The following is a 13859-nucleotide window of genomic DNA, read 5'->3' as shown; positions in this document are numbered from 1 at the left end:
TAGATGAATCTAAGGGAAGAGCCCGATCACGGCAGTTAGAGCGAGAGTGAGAGAGGTGGTAAACACTGCGGTATCATCATGCCTACGGTGCTGACTGGGTGATCCGGTCGTGTCGGGCCATCACATTTCAAAGAGGTAAGGTTGCATTGCTGAACCGTCCCTTTTGGTTCTATTGGATTGTCTTCTGCGGGCTCATTCTCGTACGCTACTTTTTGATTGCGGGTGGCACGTATTGGTTTTTCTATTCGTTTAGAGAGCAGTTTGTCAGGCAATCAGTGCGTCTAAAAGCCTCAGCGTGGCGATCGATGCGACGAGATATTGAACTGTCCGTACTCTCTGGGATGATTTTTGCCCTTTGTGCAGCGATCGTGATGTCAGGGTACGATTTGGGCGTCACACGCTTGTATCTCGATATCCATGCTCACGGGCTGTGGTATTTAGGCGCCAGCTACGGAGTGGTGCTGATCCTTCAAGATGCCTACTTCTATTTCGTGCATCGACTGCTCCACCATCCCTTGCTCTTCAAGTGGTTGCACCAGGGACATCACCGATCGGGCCATCCAACTCCATGGACATCGTTTGCGTTTGATCCACCAGAAGCACTCATTCAGGGACTATTTCTGGTCGGCATTGTGTTTGTGCTGCCTCTCCATTACACCGCGTTGATTGCGATTCTCATGACAATGACCGCATGGGCAGTGGTCAACCATCTTGGGCTGGAGCTTCTGCCTGTTTCCTTTCCTCACCATTGGCTGGGACGCTGGTGTATTGGGCCCGCCCATCACTCCATTCATCATCGCAAGTATAATCTGCACTACGGACTGTACTTCACGTTTTGGGACAAACTGCTGGGCACGAACGACCCCAGCTATGAGCAGACCTTTGATGCGTCTCTCAGACGTTTTTGAGCGGTAAAGATGGCTCTCAGGCTCGTTAGAATGACTGCAATTAAGTGCATCCTTAAACAGGTGAGAACGATTTAGAAAGAGGCGTAAGGACAAAGATCTTTTGTGGCGTTGCCGGTTCGTTAGAATCTTGACTTAAACCACTGCAAGCGATCGTTGCTATCGCTGTCTACCTTGATGATTGGCCTGCCTTGTGTGCGTAGTTCAGAGCACATCCAAAAAACCTCATTCATAGAACATTTGTTCTAAATAGTGCTATGAATAGGAAGAACAGCGATTTCCCCGTTCACGGAATCGCTAAAAGGCTACACTTAACACTGACTTTTCTCCCCTAACCGGCTTAGTTAAGCTGTGTATATTAAGCGTCTAGAACTCTCTAACTTTAAATCCTTTGGGGGCACAACGCCGATTCCGTTGCTGCCAGGTTTTACAGTGGTGTCTGGACCCAACGGCTCTGGAAAATCGAACTTGCTGGATGCGCTGCTGTTTTGTCTCGGCCTAGCAGGGTCGAAGGGGATGCGGGCAGAGCGGCTTCCCGATCTGGTCAACCATACGCAGAGTACTCGTGGACGTTCTACGGTTGAAGCCAGCGTCACGGTTACCTTTGATCTGTCAGACGAGCCAGAATTGCTGGAAGACACGATCGAGCGTCAGGTCAACAGCGACGGCTCGATGCGCCAGGAAGACGCCCTAGAGGATGTCCAAAACGGCAACGGTCATCTAAACGGGCACTCAGATAGCAATCATTCAGAGAACGGACATTTAGAGAACGGACATTCAGAGAACGGGCAAAACGGTAAGGTCACGCGTTCCATCCGCACCGAATGGAGCGTCACCCGTAAGCTTCGTGTCACGCAGCAAGGCACTTATACGTCCAATTACTACATCAACAGCGAACCCTGCACCCTGACCGAACTCCACGAAGAGTTGAATCGTTTACGCGTGTATCCCGAAGGCTATAACGTCGTGCTGCAAGGGGATGTAACGCGCATCATTTCCATGAATGCCCGTGAACGCCGCGAAATTATTGATGAACTGGCAGGCGTTGCCACCTTCGATCGCAAGATTAACCAGGCAAAAGAAAAGCTGGATGCCGTCAAAGATCGCGAAGACCGCTATCACATCGTCGAAAAGGAACTGATCGACCAGCGCGATCGCCTTGCCCAAGATCGTATCAAAGCCGAAAAGTACAAAAAGCTGCGGCACGAACTGCAAACGAAAGCCCAGTGGGAAATCGTTATCCGCTATCAGGAGTCGTTCCAGAGCGCTCAGCGGCTGCGCGAACAGCTTGACGGCGGCGATCGCGAACACGCCGATCTCACTATCCGACTCGGTACCCTAACGACCGCTATCCAGCAAGCGACGGCTGAGCTGGAGCAACTCAATGCCCGTGTTCGTGCACTTGGCGAAGACGAACAGCTTGCGCTCCAGTCCACGCTGGCAACCCGTGAGGCAGAGCTACGCCAACTCCAGCGGCAAGAACAGGATTTACAAACATCCAGCCGCGATGTGGCAGCAAAACTGGCGCAAACCCAGCAAGAACTTCAAGAACATCTGCAGGCGATCGAAACCCTGACCCAAGAGCAAACCGCTGAGGCTCAACTCATTGCCGCACGGCAGCAAGAACGGGATCAGGCGAAGCAGACGCTGGAGCGAAGCCGCGAAGCCGCCAGTGCCTCAGCCGCCAGTGCCGAAGCCTGGGTACAAGAGCAAACCGCCCTGCATCACTCGATCGAAACGCTCATTGACGCACTGGAACCCCAACGCACCGAACAGGCACAGCTACAGGAACGCACTCGCCAACTCGAACGCCAGCTACAGGAGCAAACTCAGTCGCTGGAAACGCTGCAACACCGCCTGACCGATCGACAGGCGCAGAAAGCAGATGTTGAGACACGGTTGATCGCGGCTCAGGAGCAGATCCAGGCGATCGCTCAAAGCCTTGTCTCTGCCGAACAAGAGCTTCAGATTCAGCAAGAAACCCAGACGCGGCTCCTGCACGAACAGCGTGAGAAGCAGCGGCGACTGGATAAACTCGAAGCCCAGACACAGGCAATACAGGAAGCACAGGGCACCCATGCCACTCAGGTCATCCTACAAATGGGGCTAACGGGCGTTTGCGGTCTGGTTGCCCAACTGGGACGAGTTGATTCCCGCTATCAACTGGCGCTAGAAACAGCGGCAGGCGCACGTCTGGGAAATTTAGTAGTTGAAGATGATGCGATTGCCGCTGCTGGCATTGAGATTCTCAAACAGAAGCGAGCCGGTCGCGCCACGTTTCTACCGCTCAACAAGATTCAAGCTGGTCGCACACCTTCTGGTAGTGGTGTGCGATCGCTCTCCGGTTGCGTAGACTATGCCATCAATCTGGTGGAGTTTGACGATCGCTATCGCAATGTCTTCGCCCACGTCTTCGGTACAACCGTTGTGTTTGAGACCCTCAGCGCCGCCCGTCGCCAAATGGGGCAGCACCGCATTGTGACGCTGGACGGTGAATTGCTGGAAACCAGTGGCGCTATGACGGGTGGCAGCAGCAGCCAGCGTCAATCGATTCACTTCGGCACTGTAGAAGCGACTGAATCAGCAGAAGTCACAGCACTACGCGATCGCCTGCAAGAAATCGATCGCATTCTTGAACGCTGCGACCATGCGATGCAACGGGCAACCCAACTGACCAAAGAGCGCACTCAAGCGCTGGCAGAAGCGCGACAGCAGCACCGCGAAGCCCAACTTCAAACGCAGCAGCTGGATACCGAACACCAGACGCTTACGGCTGCGCTAACTCAGGTGCAAACGCAGATGGCTCAAAATACGCAAGAGCTGGCGATTGCTCAAACGCGCCTGCAAGCCCTGGAGGCTGAGATTCCTGCTCAAGAGCACGAGCTACAGACCTTACGACAGACTTTAGCTGATCTGGAGCAATCCCAGACCCACAGCGAATGGCAGCACATCCAAACGACTCTGCGTGCTCAAGAAGCCGAACTCTCGCAGCGAGAACTGGCAGTGAGATCGCTCGAACAGCGGCTACAAGATCTGGAAAACCAGCGCCAGCGATCGCAGGAAAAAGTCCAGCAAGCGCAGGAGCGCTTACAGGAATACCGGACACAGCAAACCACTCAAATGAAGCAGCAGTTAGCGGTCAGCGGTCAGCAATCAGCTCTGCAAGCACAGATTGGCGAGACGCAGGCGGCGCTGGCCGCGTTAGAGCAACGGTTGGGGCTAGAAAAACAAACCCGCGATCGCGCCGAGCGTCAGTTGCGAGAGCAGCAAACCCAGCAACAGCAGCTAACCTGGCAGCAGCAAAAGCTTCAGGAAACCCAGCAGGCACGTCGAGAAGAATTGACTGCACTGCAAGTCCAGCTAGAGGCGCAACAGCCAGAATTACCCGACCCGTTGCCGGAAATTCCCGAGACGGCTACGCGGGACGTGGTGGAGTTGCAGCACGAACTGCGATCGCTCCAGAAGCGCCTTCAGGCAATGGAGCCCGTGAATATGTTGGCGTTGGAAGAGTACGATCGTACCCAGGCACGTCTCGAAGAACTGACCGAAAAGCTCCGCACTCTGCAAGAAGAACGCACCGAACTCCTCCTCCGCATCGAAAACTTTACTACGCTGCGCCAACGGGCTTTCAAAGAAGCCTTCGATGCCGTTAATCTGAACTTCCAGTCCACCTTTGCCACGCTCTCTGATGGAGACGGTCACTTACAGCTAGAAGACCCGCACGACCCGTTTAACGGTGGTCTGAATCTGGTTGCCCATCCCAAAGGTAAACCCGTTCAGCGTCTTGCCTCAATGTCTGGTGGCGAGAAGTCGCTCACGGCCCTCAGCTTTATCTTTGCATTACAGCGCTATCGTCCCTCGCCTTTCTACGCCTTTGATGAAGTGGATATGTTTTTGGATGGGGCAAACGTAGAGCGATTAGCTAGAATGATCAAACAGCAGGCGCAGGAAGCACAGTTTCTTGTCGTTAGCCTGCGGCGACCCATGATCGAGTCAGCAGACCGCACCATTGGGGTGACGCAGGCGCGGGGAGCATACACGCAGGTCTTGGGGATTAACCTCTTGCCACAGAGTGCCTCTGTATGATTTGACCGCTATGTGATTTGATAGTGATCATGCTTCGCGAATCAGGATTCGACCCATAATGGCATTTGAAGAGATCCGCCAACGCTCAGACCTCCTTGGCACGCAGGTCATTACCCGCGATACGGGCAAAAAACTGGGTGTTATCAGTCAGCTCTGGGTAGACATTGACCAGCAAGAAGTGGTGGCACTTAGTCTGCGCCCAAACTTGCTCTATGGAACACCGCAGCCGATGCTTCTGAGCAGCATCCGGCAGATTGGTGATGTCATTTTGGTGGATAACGACGATGTCATTGAAGATATTGACGTCGAGTCTTATAGCAGCTTGATTAACTGTGAAGTAGTCACTGAAACAGGCGAACTACTAGGCAAGGTGCGCGGCTTTAAGTTCGATATCGATAGCGGCAAAGTCACATCCCTCATTCTGGCGTCGATCGGCTTACCCCTCATCCCCGATCAGGTCGTTAGTACCTATGAGTTACCAGTCGATGAAGTGGTCAGCAGTGGTCCCGATCGCCTGATTGTGTTTGAAGGCTCGGAAGAACGACTCATTCAATTATCGGTTGGCGTTTTAGAGCGCCTTGGCATTGGCAGCCCCCCCTGGGAGCGAGACGAAGAAGACGACTATATTCCTCCTGTCCGGGCAGACAACCAGCTTGGTACTGGCTTACGCACCCCCATTTCTACCCCTGTCCGGCAGAAAGAGCCGGTCGTTCAAGAGAACTGGGACGACGATCACTGGAACGACGCACCACCCCGTCAGCTTCGTCAGCAGCAGCGCCGTGCTGAGCCACTCTACTATGACGAAGAAGAGGAAGATAACTGGAGTGAAGCAACGCCCTCTCGCGATCGCTACACTAAGCGTCCAGAGGCACAGCAGCCCTATCCAGACGTCAATTACGAAGACGAAGACCTTGACGGTGATGCCTGGGAAGATGAAGAGCAAAAGCCCTTGCCGTATCAAGCACCCCGGATCAACATCCCTGAAAAAACAAAAGCCCCAGAGTATGAAGAAGAGGGCTATTAGGAGTGGTAGAAGCTGAGTTTCTTGGAGAAACCCAGCTTCCGGCGATCGCGATTCTTTTTGCCCATGTTCCGTAGAATTACCTTTGAACTTCTGATGCATTCACGGTAAGCTTGCATTCTTTATAGTCGCTAAACTATTAGGCGCTTCAATTTGCGACTAAGCTTTGTTTCGAGCCAGCCTGTTTTTCAAGTTTGAGGGTTGTCTAATGCAATGATGCATCCGCATACAGAGCTTCGGTTTATTAATGAATCTATTGGCTACGGTGTTTTTGCAACCAAACTCATCCCCAAAGGCACTATCACGTGGATCTTAGATGATCTCGATCAGGCGTTTGACGAGTCTTATATCGCTTCACTGGATGCCGTACGGCGCGAACGCTTGATTAAGTACAGCTATCGAGATGACCGGGGACTCTACATCTTGTGTTGGGATATTGCCCGCTACGTGAACCACAGCTTTCATTCAAGCTGCATTGCCACACCGTATAAGTTTGAGTTGGCAGCGCGAGACATTTACCCTGGCGATGAACTGACCGATGACTACGGCTACTTTAATTTAGACAAACCGTTTTACTGCTTTCCAGAACGCGGCAGCGCACGCACTACAGTTATGCCCGATGACATTCTGCACTATTACCCAGAGTGGGATCACAAGGCGGCTGAGGCAATGCTCTCTTTCAATTGTGTTGAGCAACCGTTGAAGCACTTGATCGACCATAAATTTATCGCAAAGGTGACTGCGATCGCTCGAGGAGAAGCCAAAATGGATTCAATCCTAGCCTGCTATTACGATCGCGCTGCTGCACTTAAAGCAGTTAGCTAACGTTTGCAGGTTGTGAGCCAAATTGATCAATCTGCCTTCCATTAACTGCTAGAGAAAGAGTCTCAGGAGAATCCCTATGCAGTCTATCGCCTCGGACTCTGACCTACAGCCCCCCAAGCGGCGGTTGTCCATTATGCGTTCGATTGGGTCACGGCTATTTTTATCCGTGGTCGCTGGCTCGTTGGTAGGCTTGGTCGGCACTGCCTTTTTAACCTATTGGGAACTGGCCAGGCAGTCTGAAGCGGAACTGAGAGCGAGCCTCCAGGTCAAGGCAGAGAACTTAAACGGCGATCTCAACACCTTTGAATCAGCCACGAAGTTAGTGGCTGATGCCATCAGGACCCTTTACGATGCGGGTGAGCGGCGAGAACCAGTGTATGTCAACTTGCTCGGTCGTGCTCTAGCAACATCTCCGTTGGGCACAGGGCTGGGCTTTGGACAGCCACCAGACAATCGCCTCATTCTTCCATCGCGAAAATTTGCCTACCCCTATGCAGTGCGCAATCCCAAAACGGGCAAGATTGAATCACAAGGCGGAGAATCGGCTCAAAGCAACTTTCAGGAGAACTATTTTACCCAGCCGATCGCGGTTGGAAGACCGCTCTGGTTGGAACCGGTGCCTTATCTGGAAGACACCTTGAAACCACCTCAGGTTCTGGTCAGTACGGCGTATTCGATGCCGTTCTACAGCGATAAAAGGCAGCTTCTAGGCGTACTGAGCCAGGATCTGGAGTTAAGCTTTCTCAGCAAGAAGCTGTCAGCGCAGGTAATGCGCGATGCGGGCTACTTTATTCTGGTCAGTGCTAAAGGTGGTTTGATTGCCTATCCACCGGATCCGCAAATGATTTATCCTGCCGATGCCCAAAAAACACATGATCTGAAGCAATTTCCTGGCATGAATAACTATGTCGGATTGTGGCAGCGGATTCAGGATGAGCTTAAAACAGGCTCCAGCAGCGGCGTCACTCAGTGGCAAGATGCGAAGGGGAAGCGCGAGTACTGGGCCTATCAGCGTATCCCTAACAACAACTGGGTGCTGATGGCAGTGGTTCCTGAAGCGGTCGTATTAGGTCCGGTTGTTCGCTTTACGGCGATCGGCGCACTCGGCTCCATCATTGGCGTCTCGATCGTGCTCGGTCTTGTCGTCGCGATGTTTGTGAAACGCCTCAACCAGCGCTTACAGCCGATCATGGATGAGTGCAATCGTTTAGCAGAAACCAGCGCTAAAAGCGAAACGCTGATGAGCCGTGAAGACGAACTGGGCCGATTGACCATTTCGTTTTATGCCCTGCTGGGTCAGGTGACGGTGAATGAACGCAGACTGCGTAAAGAGATGTTGAAATCAGCGCAGGCTTTTCATGCACTGCAGCAAACCCAGGCGCAGCTGATTCAAACAGAGAAAATGTCAAGTCTGGGGCAATTGGTGGCAGGCGTTGCGCATGAGATCAATAATCCGATTAACTTCATTTACGGCAATCTGCCTCATGCGGTGAACTACACCAAAGATTTGCTGACGCTGGTTCAGATGTACAACCAGAAGTACGCTGATCTAGACCCAGAAATTCGTGCCTATCGAGAAGACGTCGATCTCGATTTTCTGGTCGGCGATTTGCAAAAGATGCTGGATTCGATGAGCATTGGAGCCGATCGCATTCGTGAAATCGTACTCTCACTGCGCAATTTCTCACGGCTAGATGAAGCCGACATGAAGCGCGTGAATATCCACGACGGCATTGATAGCACCCTACTGATTCTGCAAAATCGCTTAAGAGCAAGTCCAGGGCATGCTCCCATTGAAGTGGTCAAACAGTACGGCAACCTACCGCTGGTGGAATGTTATGCCGGACAGTTGAATCAGGTCTTTATGAATGTGCTAAGCAACGCGATCGATGCACTGGAAAAGTACAATCAGGGGCGCTCTGAAGACGACGCAACGGCTAACCCAGCAACGATAACGATTCAAACAGACGTTGCCAGCAGTCAACAGCCAGCAGCCAGCAGTCAAGAGTTAGCAGTCAGCAGCCAGCGATCAGACGTCACTCAGTACTCAGCACTCGGCACTCAAAATTCTTCCCTCACTTCTTACGTCTCACCTCATAGCGAAGCGGAAGCAAGCTATATCCCTCAGTCCTCGCCCTCTTCCATCATCATTCGCATTCGCGATAATGGGCCTGGTATTGCACCAGAGCATCACGTCAGACTGTTTGACCCTTTTTTCACTACAAAACCGATCGGCAAAGGAACTGGTTTAGGACTCTCTGTCAGCTACCAAATCATTGTCGAAAAGCATTACGGCGTTTTGAAGTGCATCTCGACACCAGGACAAGGAGCCGAATTTTGGCTTGAGATTCCGGTACGGCAGCCGACCTGAAAGAACGGTTCTCCTCCCTTGGGTAATCTCCTACCAGCTACTACAATGAGAGGACAAATATAACGTTTTGTAACGTGAACTCTATAAACTTACAGCAAATTTCAGTCCAGCTAGAGAGCCAAAGCATGAAAGACCGCATGCTGGGTTTGGTTTCTCTGCGCGATGTTTCCGCTGAAGAGGCTGTGCCGCTCATTAAGAAAGTGCTCAACGATGAGAGCATTCAGGTGCGATCGATGGCCGTTTTCGCGCTGGGCTTAAAGCAAACGGACGAATGTTACCCGCTGTTGCTCGATATTCTCACCAATGAACCGGATTATGGCATCCGAGCCGATGCCGCTGGAGCCTTGGGTTATCTGGAAGATCCACGAGCGCTGGAGCCTTTGGTACGAGCTTTTTATGAAGATACCGACTGGCTGGTGCGGTTTAGCGCAGCAGTGTCGCTCGGCAACCTGAAAGACCCACGCGCCTATGATGCGCTTATTCAGGCACTCGGCAGCGATGAAGTGGTGCTGCATCAGGCGGCGATTGCGGCGTTGGGTGAAATCAAGGCGATCGAGGCGGTTGATCACATCTTGCGGTTTGCTCAAGCAGATGACTGGTTAGTGCGCCAACGCCTGGCCGAAGCGCTGGGTAATCTGCCTACACCCAAAAGCCTCTCCGCATTGAAGTACTTGGAGAAAGATAGTCATCCACAGGTCGCTGAAGCTGCCAGACTTGGACTACAGAAACTGGCGGTATAGCCTACTATCAAGATCTCCAACTAAAGCAAGACCGACGCTTTCTTCAAGTCTGATTTCTTCAAGTCTGATTTCTTGAACGCGGCGGTCTGGGGCAAGCCGTTATGTTTTATGGATCTTTTTCAGCAGCATCGCTTCGATAGAACTGAAGCCGAAGCACCTCTAGCCGCACGATTGCGTCCCCGATCGCTCGACGAGTTTGTGGGGCAAGATGCGATCGTCGGTCCCGGACGTCTGTTGCGACGAGCCATCCAAGCCGATCAGCTTTCGTCGCTCATTTTCTACGGGCCACCAGGGACGGGGAAGACAACGCTCGCCCGGATTATTGCCAATACTACGCAGGCGCATTTTATTGCGATCAATGCAGTGCTGTCTGGGGTGAAGGAAATTCGAGAGGCGATCGCCGCTGCTCAAGATAAACGCGGTATGTACGGTCAGCGCACGATTCTGTTCGTAGATGAAGTGCATCGATTCAATAAGGCACAGCAGGATGCGCTACTGCCCTGGGTGGAAAACGGCACGGTGATTCTCATTGGGGCGACGACCGAAAATCCGTATTTTGAAGTGAATAAGGCACTGGTCAGTCGATCGCGCCTCTTCCAACTCAAGCCACTGGATGAACAGGATTTGCGAAAGGTCGTGCAGCAAGCGTTACAGGATAGCGATCGTGGCTATGGCAAGCTTAAGGTGCAGTTGGATGCAGACGCAATCGACCATCTGGTGAATGTCGCCAATGGGGATGCTCGTGCGCTGCTGAATGCCCTGGAACTGGCAGTGGAGACGACGCCACCGGATGACGCAGGCAGCATCCATATCACGCTGTCAGTCGCAGAAGAATCGATTCAGCGTCGCGCTGTCCTGTACGACAAAGAAGGGGATGCTCACTTTGATACCATCAGCGCCTTTATTAAAAGTGTGCGTGGGTCTGACCCCGATGCGGCACTCTACTGGCTGGCGCGCATGGTCTACGCAGGAGAAGATCCACGCTTCATCTTCCGGAGGCTGCTGATTCTAGCGGGTGAAGACATCGGTATGGCAGACCCCAACGCGATCGCGATCGTGCATGCCTGTGCCGAAACCTTCGATCGGATCGGGTTGCCGGAAGGTCGCTATCCGCTGGCACACGCCACCCTCTATCTGGTAACGGCTCCCAAATCCAACAGTGTTATGGGCTTTTTTGATGCGTTGGCGGCGGTGGAGCAAGAGCGAGAGGGCGATGTCCCCAATCCTCTTAAAGATGCCAACCGAGACAAAAAGGGTTTTGGTCATGGTACAGGCTACCTTTACCCTCATGCGTATCGCGATCACTGGGTGGCCCAGCAGTATTTGCCCAGTAGCCTTCAAGGTCAGGTGTTTTACCAACCGTCGAATCAGGGCTTTGAAGCGGCGATTCAAACTCAAGTCGCACGACAGCGTGAGGCACAACTGGCAGCGCTGGTAGACGATGCGGCAGCATCAGAAGGGCTGACCTTTGGACCGTTGGATTCTGCTCAAGAGCGCTGGCTTCAACGGACGTTAGGCAAGTCAGGTGAGCGGTTAGGAGAGGTACGCGATCGCCTCTTTGCCCTCGCCCACCTCCAGCGCCATCATGTCGTGCTGGATCTCAACGCTGGTACTGGCTTACTTACCTGGGAAGCTGTGCGCCAGGCACCCGAAGGCAGCGTGATTGCCTGTGTGCGTACCACAACAGATGCAGACGCGCTGACCCAGCAAGCCGCCGCCCTCTCAGAATTAACGCGTCCGATCGTGCTGCAAACATCCCTCACTGAGTTGCCTACCGCTCTGGCAAGACAGGCAAACGATGTGCGCTTTGACCACATTATTGGACGGAATGCAATCATGCGAGAGGTCGATAAGGCAGGTATTGTGCGATCGCTGCTGGACTGGTTACAGCCAAACGGCACCATCACGCTGGCAGAAGTGATTCCCCGTCAGGCGCAGCGGCTCTACCAACTGCTTGATCCAATGTGGCTTAGCACCAAGCTTTACCAAAAGCTGGTTAAGACAGAAGATGCGATCTACACTCAGCCCGACGATCCAATGGTGAATTGGGATAGACAGAATCTACAAGCTATCTTTGAAACCACTGGCTTCGCGGTTGAGATTCAAGTCGAACCATCGTCTACAGAAATGCTCGTTACCACTGCACTCATCGATCGCTGGTTCGTACCCGTCAATGCCCAACCAACCTACGCTATGCATTTGGCGCATCAGCTTTCTAAAATAGAAATCACTAACGTTCAGGCAGCCTTTACTCGTCTGGTGAATCAAACAGTGAAATGGCATAGCGCGGTCGCGTTTGTCCATGCTCGTCGTTAGGTTTCTATGCTACTGGACAGCGTGTGCAGAGGATCGCCTTTGTCCATGCTCGTCGTTAGGTCTATAGAGCCTGAACTGTGAACGTTAGAAAGCAATGGCGAAACTTTACTACTCGTCCACAACCGATACCATGCTGCTCTCGTCGCTTCCTAAACCCTTACCGGGCGTTAGTCCACGTCGTCCTTCTATTTGCGATGAGCGTAAAAATTGTCTCAAGTGGAATAAATGCTCATTGTCGGGCAGCGTGTCTAGCCGATCAAGTGACTCATCCAGTGAGAAGCCCGATCGGTAAAGCAAGCGAAAGGCCGTTCTTAGTGTCTGAATGACTTGCCCTTCTTTTTCTGCCGCCAAGCCTGCACGTTTCAGGCCAACTCGATTGAGCGATCGCACTCGTGCTGGCTGCCCCTCTACCAACATATAAGGCGGGATATCGCGTGTAATCTGGTGCATAAAGGCCACCATTACTAACCGCCCGACATGCACAAAGGGGTGAATTTCACCAATACCGCTAATGAAAGCTCGCGATTCCACATGGACGTGCTCCCCCAAAATAACTGCATTGGCAATCACTACATGATTTTCAATGACACACCCCTGCGCGACATGAATATACGCCATTAACAGGTTGTGATCACCAATAACCGTCATCTCTTCCGCTCGATTTGAACGGCTAATCGTGACGTATTCCCGAATTTGATTATTATTGCCGATTTTCACCAAACTGTTAGTGCCACTACTGGTGGGGTCTTGTGGCTCTACGCCGATCGCTGCACCTGGAAAAATCTGATTACGTGCGCCAATTTCAGTCCACCCATCTAGCACAACGTTAGGGCCAATCACTGTTTCAGGACCCACCTTAACTTTTGCCCCAATCACAGCGTGGGCTCCTACTTGCACAGTTGGATGCAGTTCAGCATCAGGATGAATGGTCGCCGTTGGATGCAGCAAGGTAGTCAAGAACGCGCTCCTATTAAAGAAATGCATCAAAAAAGTTAATTATCTGATGTCTGTCAATCACCTGTGCCAGCAGTTACTTTCTAAGCGATTCACTAGCAAAAAATATTCTATGGATTCTAATTCTAGAGCTACTTAATTATTGACGATCATCAGCAATTAAAATGGTTCGCAGCTGCCTTGAATGCGTCAAAAAAGGTTTCATCTTAATGCTCAGCCAGAAGCTATCCATTTGAATTATAAATTATCACGACGAAAAATAAATGATTAAGGGGGAAATCATGTCTAAGCGACCACACTATCTTTTTCTAAAGCGAACAAAGCCCTTAGAAAGCCAGTGATAGCGCAAGCGTTATCGCACTCGAGAGACAGCAATGGCACAGAAAAGATCATAATACATCTCATCTTGCTATACATCCCAATCATCGCTGGATGATTGCCGCCTTGTGCCACGTCATCTTTGCAAACAAGATCCCGCACAGCTTTGCAACCCAAAAGCCTGTGCAGCCAGAGTGGGCGATCGGGTGTGGATGTTATGGATCAGCAAATGGCTTTACTGACTAGTGGTCTGTCAATTAATTGTTGACGGGTCACAAGGGGGTAAAGTTGAGAAGGATTCCCTTGCCTTCAATTGAATGACG

Annotated in this window: 8 protein-coding genes; 7 read left to right on the top strand and 1 reads right to left on the bottom strand. The window is 52.0% G+C overall.

From position 1 onward, the window contains the following. Window positions 1-146: 146 nt before the first annotated feature. The 7 genes from C7B82_RS28115 to C7B82_RS28085 all read left to right on the top strand — a co-directional run bounded on the left by C7B82_RS28115 (window position 147) and on the right by C7B82_RS28085 (window position 12264). On the top strand, window positions 147-908 hold the full coding sequence (locus tag C7B82_RS28115) for a sterol desaturase family protein (protein ID WP_106260319.1): 762 nt from the start codon (window positions 147-149) through the stop codon (window positions 906-908). A gap of 348 nt (window positions 909-1256) precedes the next feature. Next, window positions 1257-4991, top strand: a complete 3735-nt coding sequence (smc, locus tag C7B82_RS28110; RefSeq protein ID WP_106260317.1) for a chromosome segregation protein SMC — start codon at window positions 1257-1259, stop codon at window positions 4989-4991. A gap of 58 nt (window positions 4992-5049) precedes the next feature. Then, the gene (locus tag C7B82_RS28105; RefSeq protein ID WP_106260316.1) at window positions 5050-6015 is read left to right on the top strand and encodes a PRC-barrel domain-containing protein; all 966 of its coding nucleotides are present in this window, start codon (window positions 5050-5052) and stop codon (window positions 6013-6015) included. Window positions 6016-6213: 198 nt separating this feature from the next. Next, entirely contained in the window at window positions 6214-6837 is a 624-nt protein-coding gene (locus tag C7B82_RS28100; RefSeq protein ID WP_245940135.1) for an SET domain-containing protein, read from the top strand. Window positions 6838-6913: 76 nt separating this feature from the next. Beyond that, window positions 6914-9208 carry an ATP-binding protein gene (locus tag C7B82_RS34465; RefSeq protein ID WP_106260312.1) on the top strand — a complete coding sequence of 765 codons (2295 nt, stop codon included), beginning with the start codon at window positions 6914-6916 and terminating at the stop codon, window positions 9206-9208. Window positions 9209-9333: 125 nt separating this feature from the next. After that, window positions 9334-9948: a HEAT repeat domain-containing protein gene (locus tag C7B82_RS28090; RefSeq protein WP_106260311.1), complete on the top strand. Its 615-nt coding sequence runs from the start codon at window positions 9334-9336 to the stop codon at window positions 9946-9948. A 108-nt stretch (window positions 9949-10056) separates the two neighbouring features. Further along, window positions 10057-12264 (top strand): AAA family ATPase, encoded by a 2208-nt coding sequence (locus C7B82_RS28085; RefSeq protein ID WP_106260309.1) that lies wholly within the window; start codon window positions 10057-10059, stop codon window positions 12262-12264. A 108-nt stretch (window positions 12265-12372) separates the two neighbouring features. On the opposite strand, the gene lpxA is transcribed toward C7B82_RS28085, so the two are convergent. Then, window positions 12373-13221 (bottom strand): acyl-ACP--UDP-N-acetylglucosamine O-acyltransferase, encoded by an 849-nt coding sequence (gene lpxA, locus C7B82_RS28080; protein WP_106260351.1) that lies wholly within the window; start codon window positions 13219-13221, stop codon window positions 12373-12375. Window positions 13222-13859 lie beyond the last annotated feature (638 nt).

Origin of the sequence: Stenomitos frigidus ULC18, assembly GCF_003003795.1 — a bacterium.
GTDB classification, from domain to species: Bacteria; Cyanobacteriota; Cyanobacteriia; order Leptolyngbyales; family Leptolyngbyaceae; genus Stenomitos; species Stenomitos frigidus_A.
The sequence above is the reverse complement of the archived record's forward strand: the minus strand, read 5'-3'. Positions and strand labels throughout refer to the sequence as shown.

Bases quoted from the DNA above. Each gene is read 5' to 3' on its own strand.
- C7B82_RS28085 (WP_106260309.1), top strand. From the start codon at position 10,057: ATGGATCTTTTTCAGCAGCATCGCTTCGATAGAACTGAAGCCGAAGCA.
- C7B82_RS28090 (WP_106260311.1), top strand. From the start codon at position 9,334: ATGAAAGACCGCATGCTGGGTTTGGTTTCTCTGCGCGATGTTTCCGCT.
- C7B82_RS34465 (WP_106260312.1), top strand. From the start codon at position 6,914: ATGCAGTCTATCGCCTCGGACTCTGACCTACAGCCCCCCAAGCGGCGG.
- C7B82_RS28105 (WP_106260316.1), top strand. From the start codon at position 5,050: ATGGCATTTGAAGAGATCCGCCAACGCTCAGACCTCCTTGGCACGCAG.